Annotated in this window: 22 protein-coding genes; 14 read left to right on the forward strand and 8 right to left on the reverse strand. The window is 66.1% G+C overall.

The window, feature by feature from the left end; genetic code table 11:
- The first annotated feature begins 103 nt into the window (after positions 1 to 103).
- The 3 genes from prfA (at position 104) to ppk2 (ending at position 4,197) form a co-directional block, all read left to right on the forward strand.
- Positions 104 to 1,183 carry a peptide chain release factor 1 gene (prfA, locus tag OUZ49_RS19550; protein ID WP_266152287.1) on the forward strand — a complete coding sequence of 360 codons (1,080 nt, stop codon included), beginning with the start codon at positions 104 to 106 and terminating at the stop codon, positions 1,181 to 1,183.
- A 114-nt stretch (positions 1,184 to 1,297) separates the two neighbouring features.
- Positions 1,298 to 3,400, forward strand: coding sequence for an O-linked N-acetylglucosamine transferase, SPINDLY family protein (locus tag OUZ49_RS19555; RefSeq protein WP_266152288.1), 2,103 nt, complete (start codon positions 1,298 to 1,300; stop codon positions 3,398 to 3,400).
- Between the two features lie 17 nt (positions 3,401 to 3,417).
- Positions 3,418 to 4,197, forward strand: a complete 780-nt coding sequence (ppk2, locus tag OUZ49_RS19560; RefSeq protein WP_266152289.1) for a polyphosphate kinase 2 — start codon at positions 3,418 to 3,420, stop codon at positions 4,195 to 4,197.
- 45 nt (positions 4,198 to 4,242) lie between these two features.
- Here ppk2 and OUZ49_RS19565 read toward each other — a convergent pair whose 3' ends face one another.
- The 4 genes from OUZ49_RS19565 to OUZ49_RS19580 form a co-directional block, all read right to left on the reverse strand.
- Entirely contained in the window at positions 4,243 to 4,740 is a 498-nt protein-coding gene (locus OUZ49_RS19565; RefSeq protein ID WP_266152290.1) for a VOC family protein, read from the reverse strand.
- A gap of 198 nt (positions 4,741 to 4,938) precedes the next feature.
- Complete coding sequence (locus tag OUZ49_RS19570) at positions 4,939 to 5,205, reverse strand: acylphosphatase (protein WP_266152291.1); 267 nt, start codon at positions 5,203 to 5,205, stop codon at positions 4,939 to 4,941.
- Positions 5,206 to 5,208: 3 nt separating this feature from the next.
- On the reverse strand, positions 5,209 to 5,688 hold the full coding sequence (locus OUZ49_RS19575) for a TlpA family protein disulfide reductase (protein WP_266152292.1): 480 nt from the start codon (positions 5,686 to 5,688) through the stop codon (positions 5,209 to 5,211).
- Entirely contained in the window at positions 5,685 to 6,962 is a 1,278-nt protein-coding gene (locus OUZ49_RS19580) for a YihY family inner membrane protein (RefSeq protein ID WP_266152293.1), read from the reverse strand. Before OUZ49_RS19580 ends, OUZ49_RS19575 begins: the two co-directional genes overlap by 4 nt.
- A gap of 135 nt (positions 6,963 to 7,097) precedes the next feature.
- On the opposite strand from OUZ49_RS19580, the gene wrbA reads away from it, so the two are divergent.
- The 4 genes from wrbA (at position 7,098) to OUZ49_RS19600 (ending at position 11,009) form a co-directional block, all read left to right on the forward strand.
- Positions 7,098 to 7,700: an NAD(P)H:quinone oxidoreductase gene (wrbA, locus tag OUZ49_RS19585; RefSeq protein WP_266152294.1), complete on the forward strand. Its 603-nt coding sequence runs from the start codon at positions 7,098 to 7,100 to the stop codon at positions 7,698 to 7,700.
- Entirely contained in the window at positions 7,697 to 8,044 is a 348-nt protein-coding gene (locus tag OUZ49_RS19590; protein WP_266152295.1) for a DUF2069 domain-containing protein, read from the forward strand. The genes wrbA and OUZ49_RS19590 overlap by 4 nt, the downstream gene beginning before the upstream one ends.
- 724 nt (positions 8,045 to 8,768) lie before the next feature.
- A complete protein-coding gene (locus tag OUZ49_RS19595) occupies positions 8,769 to 10,418 on the forward strand; it encodes an acyl-CoA dehydrogenase family protein (protein WP_266152296.1) in 1,650 nt (549 codons plus the stop codon).
- 99 nt (positions 10,419 to 10,517) lie between these two features.
- The gene (locus OUZ49_RS19600; RefSeq protein WP_266152297.1) at positions 10,518 to 11,009 is read left to right on the forward strand and encodes an asparaginase domain-containing protein; all 492 of its coding nucleotides are present in this window, start codon (positions 10,518 to 10,520) and stop codon (positions 11,007 to 11,009) included.
- Between the two features lie 239 nt (positions 11,010 to 11,248).
- On the opposite strand, the gene sufT is transcribed toward OUZ49_RS19600, so the two are convergent.
- Positions 11,249 to 11,806: a putative Fe-S cluster assembly protein SufT gene (gene sufT, locus OUZ49_RS19605; RefSeq protein WP_266152298.1), complete on the reverse strand. Its 558-nt coding sequence runs from the start codon at positions 11,804 to 11,806 to the stop codon at positions 11,249 to 11,251.
- Positions 11,807 to 12,079: 273 nt separating this feature from the next.
- Between sufT and OUZ49_RS19610 the strand changes: the two genes are divergently transcribed.
- Positions 12,080 to 12,484, forward strand: a complete 405-nt coding sequence (locus OUZ49_RS19610; protein WP_266152300.1) for a hypothetical protein — start codon at positions 12,080 to 12,082, stop codon at positions 12,482 to 12,484.
- Positions 12,485 to 12,489: 5 nt separating this feature from the next.
- Here the strand turns inward: OUZ49_RS19610 and OUZ49_RS19615 are convergent, their stop codons facing one another.
- Entirely contained in the window at positions 12,490 to 13,920 is a 1,431-nt protein-coding gene (locus OUZ49_RS19615; RefSeq protein ID WP_266152301.1) for an NAD(P)(+) transhydrogenase (Re/Si-specific) subunit beta, read from the reverse strand.
- Complete coding sequence (locus OUZ49_RS19620; protein WP_266152302.1) at positions 13,920 to 14,225, reverse strand: NAD(P) transhydrogenase subunit alpha part 2; 306 nt, start codon at positions 14,223 to 14,225, stop codon at positions 13,920 to 13,922. Before OUZ49_RS19620 ends, OUZ49_RS19615 begins: the two co-directional genes overlap by 1 nt.
- Positions 14,226 to 14,363: 138 nt before the next feature.
- Here OUZ49_RS19620 and OUZ49_RS19625 point away from each other — a divergent pair, with 138 nt between their 5' ends.
- From OUZ49_RS19625 to OUZ49_RS19635, 3 genes are read left to right on the forward strand one after another with little or no spacing between them, the layout of a single operon-like run.
- Complete coding sequence (locus OUZ49_RS19625) at positions 14,364 to 14,948, forward strand: RNA polymerase sigma factor (protein ID WP_266152303.1); 585 nt, start codon at positions 14,364 to 14,366, stop codon at positions 14,946 to 14,948.
- Positions 14,945 to 15,334, forward strand: a complete 390-nt coding sequence (locus OUZ49_RS19630) for a hypothetical protein (protein WP_266152304.1) — start codon at positions 14,945 to 14,947, stop codon at positions 15,332 to 15,334. The genes OUZ49_RS19625 and OUZ49_RS19630 overlap by 4 nt, the downstream gene beginning before the upstream one ends.
- Positions 15,335 to 15,336: 2 nt before the next feature.
- Complete coding sequence (locus OUZ49_RS19635) at positions 15,337 to 15,912, forward strand: DUF3106 domain-containing protein (protein ID WP_266152305.1); 576 nt, start codon at positions 15,337 to 15,339, stop codon at positions 15,910 to 15,912.
- A 50-nt stretch (positions 15,913 to 15,962) separates the two neighbouring features.
- On the opposite strand, the gene OUZ49_RS19640 is transcribed toward OUZ49_RS19635, so the two are convergent.
- Positions 15,963 to 17,063 (reverse strand): NAD(P) transhydrogenase subunit alpha, encoded by a 1,101-nt coding sequence (locus OUZ49_RS19640; RefSeq protein ID WP_266152306.1) that lies wholly within the window; start codon positions 17,061 to 17,063, stop codon positions 15,963 to 15,965.
- A gap of 157 nt (positions 17,064 to 17,220) precedes the next feature.
- Here OUZ49_RS19640 and cdd point away from each other — a divergent pair, with 157 nt between their 5' ends.
- The 3 genes from cdd to OUZ49_RS19655 all read left to right on the forward strand — a co-directional run bounded on the left by cdd (position 17,221) and on the right by OUZ49_RS19655 (position 19,184).
- Positions 17,221 to 17,634 (forward strand): cytidine deaminase, encoded by a 414-nt coding sequence (gene cdd / locus OUZ49_RS19645; protein ID WP_266152307.1) that lies wholly within the window; start codon positions 17,221 to 17,223, stop codon positions 17,632 to 17,634.
- A 93-nt stretch (positions 17,635 to 17,727) separates the two neighbouring features.
- Complete coding sequence (locus OUZ49_RS19650) at positions 17,728 to 18,297, forward strand: nitroreductase family protein (RefSeq protein ID WP_266152308.1); 570 nt, start codon at positions 17,728 to 17,730, stop codon at positions 18,295 to 18,297.
- On the forward strand, positions 18,285 to 19,184 hold the full coding sequence (locus OUZ49_RS19655; RefSeq protein ID WP_266152309.1) for a 5'-3' exonuclease: 900 nt from the start codon (positions 18,285 to 18,287) through the stop codon (positions 19,182 to 19,184). Before OUZ49_RS19650 ends, OUZ49_RS19655 begins: the two co-directional genes overlap by 13 nt.
- Positions 19,185 to 19,209: the final 25 nt, after the last annotated feature.

A 19,209-nucleotide genomic window follows, 5' to 3' on the forward strand; every position in this document is an offset into this window, starting at 1 on the left:
CGCCTCTCGCACCTGCGCTAATCTCTGCCGCTATCCCGCCCCACGGCATCAGCGTTCGTGCTGGCGCCTCGCTACTCGCCCCTCTCCCCTCGTCCCGTCGCCCATGACCCCTTCGATCCGCCGCAAGCTCGAATCCCTCGCCGAACGCCACGAGGAGATCGGCCTGTTGCTGGCGCAGCCCGATGTGCTCGCCGACAACAACCGCTTTCGCGAGCTGTCGCGCGAATACGCGCAATTGGAGCCGGTGGCGGCCTCGCTGCGCGAGCACGACCAGGCCGAGCGCGAACTCGGCGAAACGCGGGCCATGCTCGACGATCCCGAAATGCGCGATATGGCGCAGGACGATATCGGGCGCCTGGAAGCGCGCCTGCTCTCGCTGGATGACGAGCTGCAGATCCTGCTGCTGCCGAAGGATCCGCGCGACGAGGCGAACCTGTACCTCGAAGTACGCGCCGGCACCGGCGGCGACGAGGCCGCCATTTTCGCGGGCGACCTGTTCCGCATGTATACGCGTTACGCCGAGCGTCGCCGCTGGCATGTCGAGGTGCTCAGCGAAAACCACGGTGAACACGGCGGCTACAAGGAAGTGGTGGCGCGCATCGAGGGCAAGGGCGCGTATTCCCGCCTGAAGTTCGAATCGGGCACGCATCGCGTGCAGCGCGTGCCGGAAACCGAGTCGCAGGGACGCATCCACACCTCGGCCGCCACGGTGGCGATCCTGCCCGAGATGGATGAGATCGAGGACATCGACATCAATCCGGCCGACCTCAAGACCGACACCTTCCGCGCCTCCGGCGCCGGCGGCCAGCACGTCAACAAGACCGACTCCGCCATCCGCATCACCCACCTGCCCACCGGCATCGTGGTGGAGTGCCAGGACGAACGCAGCCAGCACAAGAACCGCGCCCGCGCGCTGAGCCTGCTCAAGGCGCGCCTGCTGGATGACGAACGCAGCCGGCAGGCCGCCGTGCAGGCCGAATCGCGACGCCTGCAGGTGGGCTCGGGCGACCGCAGCCAGCGCATCCGCACCTACAACTTCCCGCAGGGCCGCATTACCGATCACCGCATCAACCTCACGCTGTACCGGCTTCCCGAGGTGCTGCAGGGCGATCTGGACGAGCTGGTGGACACGCTCACGCGCGAGCACCAGGCCGACGAGTTGAAAGCACTCACGGCCGGCTGAAAGCGCGCTCCACGGCGCTGCATGGCCCGCGCCGGATCACGAAACAGGCTCCCATCTGCACGAATTGAGCGCTCCCGGATTGGCAGCCGCGGCTCGCTGCGTTAGCGTGGGCGGATGAATGATCTCTTTACCCCCTCTTCCCAGGCGCTGACACAGCAAATCGTCAACCAACTGGAGCTCGGCGCCTTCGCCGATGCCGAGCAAGCGGCCGCCCAGGCGCGCGAGCAGTACCCCGACGACGCCGAGCTGGCCCGCCTGCAAGGCATTGCCCTGCTGCAGCTGCAACGCCCCGCCGAGGCGCTCAGCGTGCTCGAACAAGCCGCGCGGATCGCGCCCCAGAGCATTGAAGTGCAATGCAACCTGGCCAACGTGCAACTGGCCAACGGCGATGCCGACGAGGCCATCGAGCGGCTGCGCGCCGCGTTGCGGCTATCCCCTGGCAACCCGGCCGTCCTGCTGGGCCTGGGCAACGCCCTGATGGCGGCGGCGCGTTTTCAACACGCTCGCGAATCCTATGCCATGGCGACCCATGGCGCCCCGTTCCACCCGGGCATCCGCCTCAATCTGGCCGGCGCCGAACTGGAGCTGGGCAATATCGAGCCCGCCTTGCGCCATATCGGCGAGGCCCTGGAAATCATCCCGCAATTCGACGCGGCATTCGCCTTGCGCGGACGCGTATTGCAAGTGCAAGGCAAGTCGGCGGAAGCCGCCGATGCCTGGCTGCAGGCCGAAACGCTTGCGCCGCAGAACGCGCAGTATCCGTTCGCAGCGGGCCAGGCGCTGGAAGACGCCGGCCAGCTCAGCTCGGCTGCCGACGCATTCGCAAGGTCGCTGCAGCTTGAGCCGAACAATGGCCCCGCACTGGGCCAGTTGCTGTTCGTGCGCCGCCGCCTGTGCGACTGGCGCGGCCTGGATGAACTGAGCGAACGCCTGCAACAAGTGATTTCGGAAGACAACGCGGTGGTCAGCCCGTTCGTCCTGCTGGCCGAGAACGTGGATGCCGCCACGCTGCAACGCGCCGCCGTCACCTATGCAGCGACCATCGCGAAGCAGGTGGCGCCGTTGCGCAAGCAGCTCGATTTCAAGTTCGCCAAGCCATCGCCTGAGCAACCAATACGCGTCGGTTTCGTCGCCGACGGCTTCAACGAACACGCCACCGGCCTGTTGATCGTCGCCGCGTTGGAAGCGCTGACCGGCGACGACCTGGAACTGCACCTGTTTGCCACCACGGCGGACGATGGCGGATCGATCCGCCGTCGCCTGGCCACCGCCACCACCCTGCACGACGTGTCAATGCTCAATCACGCGCAGGTGGCCCAGCGTATTCACGACGCCGGCATCGAGATCCTGTTCGACCTCAACGGCTATGCCGGCAAGAACAACGCCGAGGTGTTCGCGCTGCGCCCGGCGCCGGTGCAGGTGAACTGGCTGGCTTTCCCCGGCACCTCCGGCGCGCCCTGGATGGATTATCTGCTGGCCGATGCCGTCGTGCTGCCGGACGCATTGCGCGCCTACCTCAGCGAGAAACTGGTGCGGCTGCCGCGCTGCTACCAGCCCAACGACAACACGCGCGTCGTCGCCGCGCCGCCGTCGCGTACCGCTTGCGGACTGCCCGAGCAGGGCACGGTGTTCGCCTGCTTCAACAACAGCTACAAGCTCAATCAGGCGGCCTTCGCGCGCCTGATGGTGATCCTGCAGCAGGTGCCCGATAGCGTGCTGTGGCTGCTGAGCGGCCCGGAGGGCGCGGACGAGCGTTTGCGCAGCGCGGCCGTGGCGGCTGGCATCGCCCCCGAGCGACTGGTGTTCCTGGCGCGCCTGCCGCACGCCGATTACCTGGCGCGCTACGTCCACGCCGACCTGTTCCTCGACACGCTGCCGTATAACGCACATACCACCGCATCCGATGCGCTATGGGCCGGTTGTCCGGTGCTTACTTGCACAGGGCGCACGTTCGCTGGTCGCGTCGCCACCAGCCTGCTGCAGGATCTTGGCCTGCCGGAACTGGCCTGCGAGGACGAAGAATCGTTCATCGCGATGGCCACGCAGCTGGGCAATGATCGCGAAGCGCTCAGCACGCTGCGCCATCACCTGGCCCAGCAGCGCACGCAGAGCCCGTTGTTCGACATGCAGGGCTTTGCCGCCGATTTCCATCACGCGCTGCAGGCAATGAGTGCGCGTTACCGCATCGGCCGTCCGCCGGTCGATCTGGACCTCTAGCAACGAGGAGCAGGACCGTGCCCAAGAAGGACAAGTTCTACCGACACGCGCTGGAAGAACTTCAACTGGAACTGGCCGGTTTGAATCAGTGGCTGCGAAGCAGCAGCCGCCGACTGCTGGTGATCCTCGAAGGCCGCGACGCCGCCGGCAAGGGCGGCACCATCAAGGCCATCACCCAGTCAATGGATACCGGCGGCTATCGCATAGCCGCCCTGCACAAGCCCAACGAGATCGAATCCAGCCAATGGTATTTCCAGCGCTACGTGCAGCACCTGCCCAGCGCGGGCGAAGTCGTGCTGTTCGATCGCAGCTGGTACAACCGCGCCGTGGTCGAACCCGCCATGGGATTCTGCACCAAGCCCCAGTACAAGGCCTTCATGGCCGCGGTGCCGGCATTCGAGAAGCTGCTCACCGACGACGGCATCATCCTGCTGAAATATTGGCTGGCAGTGGACCAGGAGGAGCAGGAAGAGCGCTTCGCCGAGCGCGCCACCAATCCGCTCAAGCATTGGAAGCTCTCGCCGAACGATCTCGCCTCGCGCGAGAAATACGCCGAGATGGGCCGCCTGCGCGACGCCATGATCGAGCGCACGCACCGCCCCCACGCCCCCTGGTTCGTCGTCGACTTCAACGATCAGAAACGCGGACGGATCAATCTCATCCGGCATCTGCTGGAGCAGATCCCTCGCCACGACGAAGCGATCCCCATAGTCAAGCTGCCGAAACTCAAGGGCAAGCCAAAGACCGAGCACGTCACCCGCAAGGCCTTGTGGGTGCCGGACACCTGCGGTGACTGATCTGCGCGACGACGAGTGCGGGATTTCGAGGCTTGCGCTGCCGCTCTAGTTCATCGCCTTTCGCAACAGGCTCAAGTCGATCTTCTTCATCTTCATCATCGCGTCCGTCATCTTGCTGACCTTGGCAGGGTCGGAATGGCTGAACATCTCGATCATCTCCACCGGAATCACTTGCCAGGAAAGTCCATAGCGGTCCTTCAGCCAACCGCATTGCTGCGCCTTCTCGTCCCCGCCCTGGGCGAGCTTGCTCCAGTAGTAGTCGACCTCGTCCTGAGAATGGCAGTTGACCACCAGCGAGACCGCTTCGTTGAAACGGAAGATCGGGCCACCATCGAGCGCAACGAACTGCTGGTCATCCAGTTCAAACACCGCGGTCATCAGCGAACCCTCGGGACGCCCCGATGCCGCCGCGCTCTCGGCGTTGTATCGCGTGGTGGTGACGATGCGCGAGTGCTCGAACACCGACACGTAGAAGTTCGCGGCTTCCTCGGCCTGGTGGTCAAACCAGAGAAACGGCGTGATGCGCTGGAAACGGGCTGACATGGAGATCCCTCCTCGATGAGTGCCGCGGCAGATGCACTGCCGCAACGTCCACAACGGACGCTTCTTGCATACGACGCGAGGGCTCACTCGGAATCGACAAGCGCGCCGCCTCGGCCAGGCGGCAGTCTCCCCTCTGCCACGTGAAATCAGCCTCACGACGCGAGACGACTACGTCTCAGTGTTGCGCAAGCCAGCGAATCAGCCGGTATGGAAGCCCTGGATCTCGGGTGCGGCGGATGCTTCGCGTGCCACGGCTTCCACGCGTGCCGCCGCCGGCCCCTGCCAGAGCCAGCGTTCGAACGTTTCGATCGCCGTGGTCGAGCCGCAAGCGAGTACTTCCACGCGGCCGTCCGGCAAGTTTCTGGCATAACCGGAAAGACCCAGGGCCAGCGCCTGCTCGCGCGCACTGGCGCGATAGAACACCCCCTGCACGCGACCGCTCACCAGAAAGCGCACGGCAGCCATGGGCTATTTTCCGAGGCCGATGGCCTGGCCGAGCGACGTCTCGGTCACCGGCCCGAGAAAGCGCTTGGCCACTTTGCCGTCGGGACCGATCAGCCAGGTCGTGGGCAGTCCGCGCGGCTCGTCGAAGTCCTTGATGGGCTTGTCCAGCGTGACCTGGGCGATGGGATAGCTCACCGGATGCTTGGCCAGAAACGCCTGAATATCCGCCTTGTCGCTGTCTTCGTAGGCGAGCCCGATGGCGGCGACCTTGTCGTGATGCGCGCTGACGAAGCGGGAAATATCCGGCATTTCCTTGATGCAGGGCACGCACCAGGTCGCCCAGTAATTCACGATCACCCACTTGCCACGCTGTGCTCCCAGATCAAATGACTTGCCGTCGAGCGTGGTCACCTTGATCGAAGGCTGCTCGGGCATGGCTGCGTGCGCCGCGCCCGCCAATGCGAGCGCGGCGCCAAATGTGGCAACTGACTTCAACCATTTCATGCGCGAAAATCCTCGGAATCATTCGAGGCCGGCAAAGCCGGCGGATAGGCTTGATCGAGCCGCGTGCCCAGGGTGGCATTGAGTGAGCGCGCCGCCGTATCCAGCAACGCGATCAACTCCGACGGCAAGCGTATGCGCCGCTCCTGCGCCTCCTGGGCCGGCCGCAACGGCAGTCGGTACGGGCTGTGAGCATAGATGCGCAGCAAATCGGTGGTGTCCAGGCTCCGACTCAGCAGCCATCCGCCGCCTTCCTCGCGATGGATCACGTCAGCGCGGTGCAGGTCGTCGAAATAAGCCGCGATCATGCCACTGTTCAGATAGGGTTCGCTCAGGCGCAAGCTGCTTGGGTCAAGCCGCTGCCCTTGCCGATGCGCATCCACGAAGTGCCCCAGCACCACCAACAGGCCAAGGAAGGCGGCATCGTCGGACAGGCATGTCGTCGGCGGCTGGTAGTCGAACGCCGAAATCGAGGCGGCGATCGACGCGCAGAGAATCACGATCACCCACGACAGGTAGATCCACAACAGGAAGATCGGAATCGCGGCCATGGCCGCGCCGTAGATCTGCTGGTAGGTCTGCGCGTGATGGATGAATCGCGCGAAGCCCCAGCGTGCAAACTCGAACAGCACTGCGCCGAGAAAGGCACCGATGAGAGCATCCTGCCAGCGCACCCGGCGATTGGGCACCACGAAATACAGCAGCGCCAGCGTCACGAAGGTGACGATGAAGGGCAGCGTGGACAACAGGCGCTGGCGCAGCCCCAGTTCGTCCGCCGCACTATGCAATAGCGGCAGCGCGGTGACATACGAGGCCAGGATCAGGCCGCCCACGACCAGCACGGGGCCCAGGGTGAGCGCCGCCCAGTACAACAGCAGGCGGGAGCCCCATCCGCGTGCGCGCCGCACGCGCCAGATGCGATTGAGCCGGTCCTCGATGCTTACCATCATCGACAAGGCGCTGAAGAACATCACCAGGATGCTGATGCCGGTCAGCTTGCTGGCATTGTCGGCAAAGCTGTTGAGGTATTCCTGCACCCGCTCGCCCGCCGCCGGCACGAAGTTGCTGAACACGAACTCGATCAGCGTGCTGCGTTCTTCGGCAAACACCGGAAACGCAGCGAAGATCGCCAGCGAGGCGACGATCAGCGGCACCAGCGAGACCAGGGTCGTATAGGACAGCGCACCCGCCGTCTCGAAACACTTGTCGTCCACGAAGCGATGCCACACGAAATGGCTGAAGCTGCGCAGGCGGTCGCGTTCGAAGCGCAAGGCCATGTCTGTTCCTTCCTCGGCGTTCGGCATCGGAGGCAGCCCATGATGTCGCCGTCCCATGGGCACGGTGTGAACCGGCGGACAACAAGGGCCTGATCGGCCGGTACACTAACCGATCATGCCACCACCGCCCAAACCATGAACCTCGACATCCTGGTCCTCTACTACAGCCGCTCAGGCCACACTGCCCAGCTCGCGCGCCTGATTGCACGCGGCGTGGAGGAGGTGCCCGGCATGCGCGCCCGCCTGCGCCAGGTACCGCCGGTGGCACCGGTGACCGAACTGGCGCAGCCGCCGGAGCCGGACGAAGGCGCGCCCTACGTGACCCGTCAGGACCTGGTCGATTGCGTTGGCCTGGCCCTGGGCAGCCCCACGCGCTTCGGCAACATGGCGGCGCCGCTCAAGTATTTCCTCGATTCGACCGGCGCCGAATGGGCCAGCGGCGCGCTGGCCGGCAAACCGGCGGCGCTGTTCACCGCCACCAGCACCATGCACGGCGGCCAGGAAGCCACCTTGTTGACGATGGCGCTGCCCCTGCTCCATCACGGCATGCTGATCGTCGGCCTGCCTTACACCGAGCCCGCGCTCACCTCCACCCAGAGTGGCGGCACGCCGTATGGCGCCAGCCACGTCACCGGACCGAGGGGCGAGAACGCGATCTCCGACCACGAGCGTGAACTGGCCCGAGCCCTGGGACGCCGTCTTGCCGATGTGGCGCGTCGCCTGGGCGCCAACGCGTGAGTGCCGCCATCGCCACGACTCATCGCATCGGCCTCGTCAGCTGGGCCGCGCTGCTGCTGTTGCAACTGGTCTGGCACGGCTGGCTGTTCCCCGCGCAGACCATGCCGGTGCCCGTGGTGCTTGGCATCACCGTGATTCCGCTGCTGCTGCCGCTGTTCGCCATCCGCGACGTGCGTCGCGCACTGCTGTGGGTCGGCATCCTCAGCCTGTTCTATTTCAGCCACGGCATCGCCGAAGCCTGGAGCTCTCCCAACGAACGCTGGCTGGCGCTGACCGAAATCGTCCTGACGCTGGTGCTGATCGGCGCCTTGGGTGCAGGCGTGAAACGCAAGCCGAAGGCATAAGGGCGCGCCTACGGCGTCGGCATTGAGTCGTTTCACGTTCGGTGGCCGCGCTATACGGTTAGCGGTTACAGCACACTGCGCTAATAGCGGTGAGGACTTAAAGCAGGCCAAGCCGATGGCGAAACGCATGCGGTATCCAGAGGCGCAGATGGTCACCCCACCACCGATGCATTAAGCCCTCTCCGCCACGGCGCGTTGCGGTGTAGCCGCTGTGTAGCGGCCGTGGGCCGCAAGCTATCCGGCTGGCCACGCCCGTCAGGCTCGCATCCAAAGTAATGCTATGAGCTCTTCAGGCCATTTTCTTTGGGTTACTTTTCTTTTGGGCCAGCAAAAGAAAAGTGACTCGGCTGCCGGCAGGCAGTCGAAACGCCCGCTGCGTAAGCGGCAAGCTGGCGATATCGCTCAGTTGTCGCGCTACCGCGAGCACCCGCCCCTCATCCCAGCCTTCTCCCCGGAGGGGAGAAGGAGCGAGAAGCTCGGCGCTCGAACGGGCAATCGAAACTCCCACTGCGTCCCACCGGGACCTGCTCGGTCGCAAGCGGCAACCTGGCTACAACGGTCGGTTGAAGCGTGATCGCGAGCACCCGCCCCTCATCCCAACCTTCTCTCCCACAGGGACTACCTTCGGGTCGCCCGGAGGGGAGAAGGAGCACAGCGGCGCGCTGGCAGACGATGGAAACGCCCGCGCCTATACTCGATGACACCGATTCGTCGAGAGCCGACCATGGGATTCCTGCAAGATCCACCGCAACTTGCGCATCCGTATCGTGACGACCCTCGGCTGCGCAGCATGCTCGATCGCGCCCTGCCTTCGGCGCGCCGCGCCGCATTGAATGCGGACCTGCAGGCGCTTGGCGACTACGCGCAAATGGCCTGGCTGCGCAGCTGCCGCAGCACCCGGCGCAAACCCGTGCTCACCCAATGGGACGCGTGGGGCCACCGCGTCGATCGCATCGAGTTGACCGAGGCATGGCAGGAAGGGCCACGCATCACCACGACGCACGCCGTGCTCGCTGCGGGACATGAGGCCAGCGAGCACGCACGCCTGGAAGAATTTGCCCGGGTCTACCTGTATCACCTGGCCAGCGAGTTCTATACCTGCCCGCTGGCGATGACCGATGGCGCGGCGACGGCGTTGAAGGCGTCGGGCAACAAGGCCTTGATGGAACGCGCGCTGCCACACCTGCTCAGCCGCGACGCCGACAGTTTCTGGCTCAGTGGGCAGTGGATGACCGAGAACACCGGTGGCTCGGACGTGGGCCATACCGAGACCATCGCGCGCCAGGACCCCAGCGGCCAATGGCTACTCTACGGCCGCAAGTGGTTCAGCTCGGCCGTGGTGGGCGAAGCCGCGCTCGCATTGGCGCGTCCGGAAGGCGCCGGCACGGGCGCCGGCGCACTGGCGCTGTTCTATGTGGAGACCATGGACGGCGATCGTCGCAAGCCGCAGCTGATCATCGACCGGCTCAAGGACAAGCTTGGCACGCACGAACTGCCTACCGCGGAAATCCACCTGGACGGGTTGCCCGCCTGGCCGCTGGGCGAACTCGCCCATGGCGTGCGCCAGGTCGCGCCGATGCTCAACGTCACCCGCACCTGGAATGCCATCTGCGCGGTGGCGAGCATGGCGCGCGCCCTGAGCCTGGCGCGCGACTACGCCACGCGGCGCCAGGCATTTGGGCGGCCGTTGATCGAACAGCCGCTGCACGCGCAGACGCTGGCGGACATGCAGGCCGAGTTCGAAGGCGCGTTCGCGCTGGCCTTCGAAGTGGCGCATTTGCTCGGTCGTGTCGAGCATGGCGCGGCCCTCCCGCATGAAGCCGCCCTGCTCCGCCTGCTGACGCCATTGGCCAAGCTGTGGACCGGCAAGATGGCGGTCAAGCTGTGCTCCGAGGCGCTGGAGTGCTTCGGCGGCGCGGGTTATATCGAAGATACCGGCCTGCCCCAGCTGCTGCGCGACGCGCAGGTGTATGCGATCTGGGAGGGCACCACCAATGTGCTGTCGCTGGACAGCCTGCGTGCGCTGGCGAACGACGACAGCATCGAGGCATTGCGCATCGCCATTGAAGGCTGGCTGGCGGACAGCATCGACGCGCGAGCTCGCGGCGAGATCCACGCGGCCATGCACGCAGCCAGGAACATGCTTGAAGCACATGCCCGGGAGCGCCAAGCCCTGGAAGCCGGCGCTCGCGGCCTCGCTTTCACCCTGGCGCGATGCGCCGCAGCGGCCTTGCTGGCGCGCCACGACGCCTGGTCGGCGCCTCATGGCGGCGCGCGCGCTGGTGCCGCCTTGCGCCGTTTCGTCGGACACGGGCTGGTACGTCTCGGCGGCACCGACGTCACCGACACCGCCTTGCTGCTTGGGCCGCATTGACCCGTCACCGGCGAGTGCTGACGCGGTTCAGGCCGGCTCCGGCGAAAGCGGGCGCTACCAGCTAAAATGCGTCCCCATCCCCCCTCGCGACTTTCGACCATGCAGCATCTGACCATCGTCACCACCGGCGGCACCATCGACAAGATCTACTTCGACGACAAGTCGGACTACAAGATCGGTGCACCGCAGATCGGTGAAATCCTCGGCCAGCTAGGCGTAGCGTTCCAGTTCGACGTGATCCCGATCCTGCGCAAGGACAGCCTGCACATGGCGGCCGAAGATCGCGCCCTGGTGCGTTCCACCATCGAGGCGCAACCGCATCGCCACGTGCTGGTGACCCACGGCACCGACACCATGGTCGAAACCGCCCGCGAGCTGGCCCACATCAAGGGCAAGGTGATCGTGCTCACTGGCGCGCTCAATCCGGCGCGCTTCCAGGGTTCGGACGCGGTGTTCAACATCGGTTGCGCCGTCGCCGCCGTGCAGACCCTGCCCGATGGCGTCTACATCACCATGAACGGTCGCGTGTGGGACCCGGCGAAGGTGCGCAAGAACCGCGACGCCAATCGCTTCGAAGAATCGAACGGCTGACGCGATCCACCCGCACCAGCCATGACAGGCCCTGGTCTTGATGCCAGGGCCTGTTGCGTTTCAGGCGCCCGGCAAAACCGCGCCCGTCCCACGATCAGCGGTTCGGATACGGCAGCCGGCCAAGCACATGGCGTATCGCGTTGAGGCGCGACTTGTCGCCGCGAGGCGGTTCCGCCGCACTTGCATCGACTTCGGGGGAGAACGATCGCCGCGCGTCCGCACGGCGCATCAGACAGGCGTCAAAGCATGCCGGTTTCGAGCTTGGCCGCGTCGGACATCATCGAATGGTTCCACGGCGGATCGAACACCAGGTCCACGTCGGCCTCGGCCACGGTGGGGATGAGTTCCAGCTTGGTGCGCACGTCGTCGACCAGGATGTCGCCCATGCCGCAACCCGGCGCCGTGAGCGTCATTTTCACGTAGACCTTGCGCTGCTCAGCCGCCAGGTGGTCGACCGTCACGTCGTAGACCAGACCCAGTTCGACCACGTTGATCGGAATCTCCGGATCGAACACGGTGCGCAGTTGCTGCCACACCAGCTTTTCCACGTCGGCATCGGTGGCGTCCACCGCCAGCTCGATCGGCGCGGGCGGCTCCTTGCCCAGCGCATCGGCGTCGTTGCCAGCGATGCGGAACAGGTTGCCTTCCACGTAGACGGTGAAGCTGCCACCCAGGGCCTGGGTGATGTAGCCGATCTGGCCGGCCGGCAGGCTGACCGTTTCTCCTTGGGGCACCATGACTGCCTGGCAGTCACGTTCCAGGGTGAAGGGCTCGCTGCTTAGACTGAAACCGCTCATGCCGATCCTGCCAAATCTCACTGAGGGGCGCGGCAAGGCGCCGCGCCAAGCTGACTATTATGCCGGTTGACGACCGGGCACGCCTGCACAGATCAGGCCGGGCGACCCGGATCTCAAGGGGAAAACGCGCCACTGGCGGTCCCGGGCCAGGGTCGTGGCCGGGCCTGCCGCGTTATGATGAGAGTTTTACGCCAGAGAAGAACCCGTGTCTGCAAGCTTGCCGTCGTTTTCCCAGCCATGAGTGCACGGGTCGCGTTTTCTGCATTATTCGCCTTGATTAGCGCCGTCATGCTGGGCCTGGCCGCCGGCGCCGTGTGGATGGTCCCCACCCTCTACCTGCAGCGCCCGCTACCGTGGCTGGCCCTGCTGGTCGGCTGGTTCCTGGGCAAGGCGGTACGCAGCTGGGTACGCCCGGCCGGCCCGCATGCGGCGGTCCTGGCGGTGGTGGCCACCGGCACCGCGGCGCTTTACGTCAACCTGCTGACGGCGGCTGCCCGCATCGCCGGCCTGATGGGCATGGGCCTGATCGATGCCATGCGCACCGCCGGCTTGCGCCTTTTGCTGGAGCTTGCGGCGCTGGGACAGGTAGCCACGGACAACCTGTGGTTCATCGTCGGCATGGCGGTGGCCGCCGTGGTTGCCTTGCGCGCGGCGCGCCACCCATCGCCGAAAAGCTGAACGCGCTAGGCGTCCAGCGACTTCAGCTCTGCCACCAATTGCCCTGCCGCCGCCTGGCCATCGCCATAGAGCATGCGCGCGTTGTCGGCATAGAACAGTGCGTTTTCGATGCCGGCAAAACCGGTGCCCTTGCCGCGCTTGACCACGATGACCTGCTTGGCGTTCGCCACGTCGAGGATTGGCATGCCGTAGATCGGCGAGGCCGGATCGGTCTTCGCCAGCGGGTTGACCACGTCGTTGGCGCCGATCACCAGGGCCACGTCGGTGTTGGGGAACTCGGGGTTGATGTCGTCCATGTCGGCGATCAGGTCGTACGGCACGCCGGCTTCGGCCAGCAGCACGTTCATATGGCCGGGCATGCGGCCGGCCACCGGGTGGATCGCGAATTTCACCTTCACACCCTTCTCGATCAACAGCTTGGCGAACTCCCACACCTTGTGCTGGGCCTGCGCCACGGCCATGCCGTAACCCGGCACGATTACCACGCGCTCGGCATAGGCCATCATCACCGCCGCGTCGCTGGCCTCGATCGGCTTCTGGCTGCCGCCGATGGCTTGCGCCGTCGCGCCGGCCGCGCCGAAGCTGCCGAACAGCACGTTGCCGATCGAGCGGTTCATCGCCTTGGCCATCAGCTGGGTCAGCAAGGTACCTGCCGCGCCAACCACGGTGCCGGCGATGATCATCGCCTCGTTCTGCAGCACGAAACCTTCAAATGCCACGGCCAGGCCGGTAAACGCGTTGTACAGCGAGATGACCACCGGCATGTCGGCACCGCCGATCGGCAAGGTCATCATCAGGCCAAACAGCAGGGCCAGCACGAAGAACGCCACGATCAGGGGCGCTGTCAGCTGACCGCCGACGAGCATGGCGCCAAGCACCACGGCCCCCGCCAGCACCAGCAGGTTCACCACGCGCTGGCCCGGAAAGACGAAGCGCTTGTCCAGCCAACCCTGCAGTTTCGCAAAGGCAATCAGCGAGCCGGAGAAGCTGACCGAGCCGATCAGTGCACCCAGCACCGCCAGCGTCAGCTGGGCCGACCCCGGCGTGTCTGCCCCGTTGGCGGTGAACTGGCCGCCATCGAGCAGGGTTACCGCGCTGCCGGCGTAGCTGAACAGCTCGGACGCGCCAATGGCCGCCGCGGCGCCGCCGCCCATGCCGTTGTAGAGCGCCACCATCTGGGGGATCGCCGTCATCGCCACCCGGCGGCCCGACCACCACGCGGCAGTCACGCCGATCAGCACGGCGGTCACGATCAGCCCCCGGTTGTGCATTGCCGGCAGGGCGAAGGTGGCAATGACAGCCACCAGCATACCCACGCCGGCCCACACGATGCCGCCCCGTGCGGTGCGCGGGGAACTCATGCGTTTGAGACCGAGAATGAACAGGAGGGCGGCGAGGAAATAGCAGGCCTTGATCACGAGCGGCAGCCACACCATCACTTGGGCTCCTTGCCAGCCAGGGGTTTGCTGGACTTGAACATTTCCAGCATGCGTTCGGTCACCACGTAACCACCGGCGGCGTTGCCGGCACCTAGTAGTACGCCGATGAAACCGATCGCAATTTCCAGCGGTGTGTTCGCATGGCCTAGCGCAATCATGGCGCCAACCAGCACAATGCCGTGGATGAAGTTTGAACCCGACATCAACGGCGTGTGCAGAATCACCGGCACCCGCGCGATGATTTCGTACCCCGTAAACGCCGCCAGCATGAAGATGTAAAGCGCCAGGAACCCGTCGATCATGACCCCTCCCTGCCAGGACATCGGTAAGCCTGCATCATACGGGCGTGGGTCAACCCGCGCGAGCCTCGGGCGTTGATGCACAAGGATGTACCGATGGAGTCTCAGGATGCCCGATCCGGCGAAGCGGACGATGACGCCATGAATAGCGTCGTTTCCACGCTCGAAGCCGACCTGCTGGCCGAAGACACCCGGGCAGTACCGGTCTCGATGAATGCGTTCCTGGCGCAGGTCGAACGGCGCGCGTTCCGCATGGCCGAGATCCACCTGGGCCACCGGGAAGATGCCCTGGATGCGGTGCAGGACGCCATGCTGCGGCTGGTCAAGCATTACAGCGACAAGCCCGCGCAGGAATGGACCCCCTTGTTCTGGGGCATCCTGCGGCGACGCATCGTCGATCTGCAGCGCCGCCGCAAGGTGCGCTCGATTATGGTGGGCTGGCTGGGTGGCAAGGACGACGACGGCGACGAATTGCCGCTCTGGGAGCCCGCCGACAGCGGCCCCGGACCGTTGGAAAGGTTGCATGATGCCCAGTCCTATGCGGACATGGCGGCAGCGGTGAAGTTGCTGCCTCAACGCCAGCGCGAAGCGTTCATGCTGCGCATGCTGGAAGGCCTGGACGTGGCGGAAACCGCCCAGGCCATGGGCTGCTCGGAAGGGAGCGTAAAAACACACCTGTCGCGCGCGCTGCAACGTTTGCGCGACCTACTGGAGGACTGGCGATGAATGCGCCCGACAACCACCTGGAACGCCGCGCCCGCGAGCTGTACCGCGAGGCCGCGCGACATCTCGACCCGGCCACCGCGGATCGGTTGCGTGCGGCCCGGCGCATGGCCATCGAGGGCAACGGCCGGACGTCGCTGTCCCACCGCCTGCTGCAACTGCTGCTGCCGGCCGGTGCCTTCGCGGCGGTCGCCTTTGCGGCACTGATGCTGACTTCCCCGGTCCAGCGCCCGTCGGGTGCCGCGCCGGCCAGCCCACTTGCTGCGTCGACGGCGGAGTTCGACGGCGACCTGCCGCCGGATGCTGCCGCGGCCGACCCCACGCTGTACCAGAACATGGACTTCTACGGGTGGCTGGCCAAGAACGGCGAGAGCCAGGCGAACCGGTGATCATGCGTCGAGGCCGTCTTTTCTTCGTGCTGATGCTGGCCACTTGCCTGGGTAGTGTCGTCCCCTACGCATTCGCGCAAAACACGCCGCCACCTCCGCCGCCACCGGGGGAATTCTTTCCGCCCGGCCCACCGCCGGGTGGGCCACCGGGTCCGCCGCCGGCGCCACGGTCGTGGCAGAGCCTGTCGCCCGCCGAGCGTGATGTGCTCGCGCCGCTTGCCGACAAATGGGATTCGCTGCCACCGCAGCGGCAAGCCCGCATGCTCGAGCGTGCCCAGCAGTGGAAGACCCTGCCGCCGGAGCAACGCCAGGCGATCCGCCAGCGCATCGATCAGTGGCAGAAGATGACGCCCGAGCAGCGAGAACAGGCCAGCGAGAACAGCAAGCGCTTCCAGCAGCTGCCCCCCGAGGAACGCCAGCAGTTGCATGCCGCCTTCCAGCATTTCCAGCAATTGCCACCGGACCAGCGCGAACAGTTGCTGCGCCAATGGCATGAGGAGATGCGCAACGCCCCGCCGCCGCCCCGGCGTGGTCCGGGTGGTGGTGGTGGCCGGCCGCCGCACCCGCCGAAGTTCTGAAGCAAAAGCCCCGCCATGGCGGGGCTTTTCTTTTCCGCAGGACCGACCGACTAGCCCTGGAAATGCGGCTCGCCGTTGCGCGTCACGCAACTCTTGGCGATCAGCTCGTCGTTGAAGTCCGGCGCCAGCGTATCGCCCTGCACCAGCAGCTCGACAAAGTTGAGGGCGTTGCGCGCGTACATTTCCGACGCGTGCAGCGGCGCACCGGCGGGCAGGTTCAACGGGCCGAGGATGACCACGCCACGATGATCCACCCGCTCGCCCGGCTGGGTCAGTTCGCAGTTGCCGCCACCTTCCGCCGCGAGGTCAACGATCAGGGCACCTGGCTTCATGCCGTCGATCATGGCGGTCGTCAGGATCTTCGGCGATGAGCGGCCAGGCACGGCAGCGGTCGTGACGATGACATCGACCGCCTTGAGATGCTCGGCCAGCGCCTGTTGCTGGGCGGCCCGTTCCTCCGCCGACAGCTCGCGGGCGTAACCGCCGCTGCCGGCAGCACTGACGCCGAGATCCAGGAATTTGGCGCCCAGCGACTCCACCTGCTCACGCGTTTCGGGACGCACGTCGTAGCCCTCGGTCTGCGCACCCAGGCGGCGCGCGGTGGCGATGGCCTGCAGGCCGGCCACGCCGGCGCCGATCACCAGCACCTTCGAGGGTCGGATGGTGCCGGCCGCGGTGGTGAGCATGGGAAAGAACTTCGGCGAGGCTTCGGCGGCGATCAGCATGGCGCGATAGCCCGCCACCGCCGCCTGCGAGCTGAGCACGTCCATGGCCTGGGCGCGCGTGGTGCGCGGCAACAACTCCAGCGAAAACGCGGTGAGCTTGCGCTTGCCCATCGCCACGATGCGTGCTGCGGCACCGTAGGGACGCAACTGCCCCACCACGATGCTGCCTTCGCGCAAACCGGACCACACGGCATCATCCGGCGGCAGCACACAGACGAACACATCGGCCTGCGCCAGCACGCTGGACGCATCGGCGAAATCGGCGTCGGCATACGTATCGTCCGGGAAACCCGCCGCCGCGCCGGCGCCGCGCTCCAGCAGCACGCGCAGCCCCTTGCCGCGCAGTTTCTTCGCCACTTCAGGTGTGATCGCCACCCGGCGCTCACCGGCGGCGGTTTCGCGCAATGCAGCCACGGTGATCGTCATCGTGCATCCCCTGCGGAAAGGTCCGGCCATCCTAGCCGATGCCTCGGCGTGCGAGCCACCGATGAGGTGTTCGCCCCCAGGCTTGCGGCGCGTTGCCCTGCCCGGGGTAGACTGGCCCGCCGCGGTCGAGGCGAGGGGTCCCGCACTGGAGATCCCGATGAGCGTGATCGTTGTTCCCGATGTCTTGCTGACGCTGGCGCGCGAGGCGCGCGAACAAGCCTATGCACCGTACTCCCGCTTCCTCGTGGGTGCCGCCGTGATGACCAAGGACGGCCGGCGCTTCAGCGGTTGCAACGTCGAAAACGCCTCCTATGGCCTGTGCAACTGCGCGGAGCGCACCGCCTTGTTCAGCGCCGTGGCCGCGGGCTGCCGCCCGGGCGATTTCGAGGCGTTGGCGGTGATTGGCGACACCCCCGGGCCGATCAGTCCATGCGGTGCCTGTCGCCAGGTGATGGCGGAACTATGCGACGAAGACATGCCGGTATGGCTGGGCAATCTGCATGGCGCCGTGCAGGAAACCACCGTGGAAGCCCTGCTGCCAGGCTCCTTCAGGCTGGCCACGGCTGGCTGAAGCCACGGCGCTGGGTGGCAGGACGTCCCGCTGGCATTCGCCTATGTCCGCGGGGCGGATTAGCATGAACGCTTTGCCCCAACGGACGTCCCCGTGTCCCATCCCCTTTCCCTGTTGCAGCAGCGTCACTCCGTCCCCTCCCGCCAGCTCGGTGAGCCGGCGCCGGATCAGGCCCAGCTGCAGGCGCTGCTGGAAGCGGCGATCCGCGTGCCGGACCACGGCAAGCTGGTCCCGTACCGACTCATCCTGCTGCAAGGCGCGGCCAAGCTCACCCTGGGCGAGCGCCTGGCGGCGTTGTCGCTGCGCCTCCATCCGGACCTGCCCGAATCCAAGCGCGAGAAGGAACGTACGCGCTATATGTTCGCGCCGGTGGTAATGGCGGTGATCTCGCGCCTCGACCCCTCCAGCAAGGTGCCGGTGATCGAACAGCAGCTCTCCGCGGGCTGCGTGGCCTACAACCTGCTGCTCGGCGCCGAAGCACTCGGTTACGGCGCGCAATGGCTGACCGGTTGGGCGGCGTATGATCGCGAAGCAGCCAGCATCCTCGGTCTGGCGGAGAACGAACACGTGATCGGTTTCGTCCACATCGGCACGCCGCAGATCGACGTGCCTGACCGCGACCGCCCCACCCTCGCCGACGTACTCAGTACGTGGACGCCGTGAGCCGCCCCGCCGCCCATCTGATCGATGGCAGTCTCTATGTATTCCGTGCCTGGCATTCGATGCCGGACGAGTTCCACGATGCGGATGGTCACCCGGTCAATGCCGTGCACGGCTTCACGCGCTTCCTCTGCGAACTGCTGGAACGCGTGCGCCCCGAGCACATCGCGGTGGCCTTCGATGCCTCGCTGACCACTTCGTTCCGCAACGCGATCTACCCCGCCTACAAGGCGAATCGCGAACTGCCGCCGCCCGATCTCGAATACCAGTTCGTGCTGTGCCGCGAAGTGGCCCAGGCCCTCGGCATACCGGTGTTGATCGACCACACGTATGAAGCCGATGACCTGATCGGCAGTGCCTTGTGGAGCCTGCGCGGCCTTGGCTTTCGCAGCGTTATCGTGTCGGCCGACAAGGACTTCGGCCAGTTGTTGGGCGATGACGACGAGCAGTGGGATTACGCGCGCGGCACCCGTTGGGGACCGGCTGGCGTGCACGAGCGGCTCGGCGTGCATCCCCAGCAGGTCGCCGATTATCTGGCCCTGTGTGGCGACGCGGTGGACAACATTCCCGGTGTGCCCGGCATCGGTGCGAAGACCGCCGCGGCCCTGCTCGCCCATTTCGGCAACCTGGATGCCTTGCTCGAGCGGGTGGACGAAGTGTCGTTCCTGCGCCTGCGCGGCGCGGCCAGTTGTGCGCAGAAGTTGCGCGAGCATGGCGAGGCGGCGCGCCTTTATCGCCGTCTCACCCGGATCGCGCTGGACGCGCCGGTGCCGACCGATGCCGAGGCCTTGCGCCGCCAGCGCGTGGCTGCTGACGGCATGGACGCGCTGTGCGAGCGCCTGCGCTTTGGTCCGCTTACACGCACGCGTTTGAAGGCCCTGCTCGGCTGATTGGCGACTCGGAGCAGGCGCCGGA

This window comes from Dyella halodurans (assembly GCF_026283925.1).
Lineage (GTDB): Bacteria > Pseudomonadota > Gammaproteobacteria > Xanthomonadales > Rhodanobacteraceae > Dyella > Dyella halodurans.

Excerpts from the sequence above, each read along its gene's own strand:
- prfA (WP_266152287.1), top strand. The coding sequence starts at position 104 with ATGACCCCTTCGATCCGCCGCAAGCTCGAATCCCTCGCCGAACGCCAC.
- OUZ49_RS19555 (WP_266152288.1), top strand. The coding sequence starts at position 1,298 with ATGAATGATCTCTTTACCCCCTCTTCCCAGGCGCTGACACAGCAAATC.
- OUZ49_RS19565 (WP_266152290.1), bottom strand. The coding sequence starts at position 4,740 with ATGTCAGCCCGTTTCCAGCGCATCACGCCGTTTCTCTGGTTTGACCAC.
- OUZ49_RS19570 (WP_266152291.1), bottom strand. The coding sequence starts at position 5,205 with ATGGCTGCCGTGCGCTTTCTGGTGAGCGGTCGCGTGCAGGGGGTGTTC.
- OUZ49_RS19575 (WP_266152292.1), bottom strand. The coding sequence starts at position 5,688 with ATGAAATGGTTGAAGTCAGTTGCCACATTTGGCGCCGCGCTCGCATTG.
- OUZ49_RS19580 (WP_266152293.1), bottom strand. The coding sequence starts at position 6,962 with ATGGCCTTGCGCTTCGAACGCGACCGCCTGCGCAGCTTCAGCCATTTC.
- wrbA (WP_266152294.1), top strand. The coding sequence starts at position 7,098 with ATGAACCTCGACATCCTGGTCCTCTACTACAGCCGCTCAGGCCACACT.
- OUZ49_RS19595 (WP_266152296.1), top strand. The coding sequence starts at position 8,769 with ATGGGATTCCTGCAAGATCCACCGCAACTTGCGCATCCGTATCGTGAC.
- OUZ49_RS19600 (WP_266152297.1), top strand. The coding sequence starts at position 10,518 with ATGCAGCATCTGACCATCGTCACCACCGGCGGCACCATCGACAAGATC.
- sufT (WP_266152298.1), bottom strand. The coding sequence starts at position 11,806 with ATGAGCGGTTTCAGTCTAAGCAGCGAGCCCTTCACCCTGGAACGTGAC.
- OUZ49_RS19615 (WP_266152301.1), bottom strand. The coding sequence starts at position 13,920 with ATGGTGTGGCTGCCGCTCGTGATCAAGGCCTGCTATTTCCTCGCCGCC.
- OUZ49_RS19620 (WP_266152302.1), bottom strand. The coding sequence starts at position 14,225 with ATGATCGACGGGTTCCTGGCGCTTTACATCTTCATGCTGGCGGCGTTT.
- OUZ49_RS19625 (WP_266152303.1), top strand. The coding sequence starts at position 14,364 with ATGAATAGCGTCGTTTCCACGCTCGAAGCCGACCTGCTGGCCGAAGAC.
- OUZ49_RS19630 (WP_266152304.1), top strand. The coding sequence starts at position 14,945 with ATGAATGCGCCCGACAACCACCTGGAACGCCGCGCCCGCGAGCTGTAC.
- OUZ49_RS19635 (WP_266152305.1), top strand. The coding sequence starts at position 15,337 with ATGCGTCGAGGCCGTCTTTTCTTCGTGCTGATGCTGGCCACTTGCCTG.
- OUZ49_RS19640 (WP_266152306.1), bottom strand. The coding sequence starts at position 17,063 with ATGACGATCACCGTGGCTGCATTGCGCGAAACCGCCGCCGGTGAGCGC.
- cdd (WP_266152307.1), top strand. The coding sequence starts at position 17,221 with ATGAGCGTGATCGTTGTTCCCGATGTCTTGCTGACGCTGGCGCGCGAG.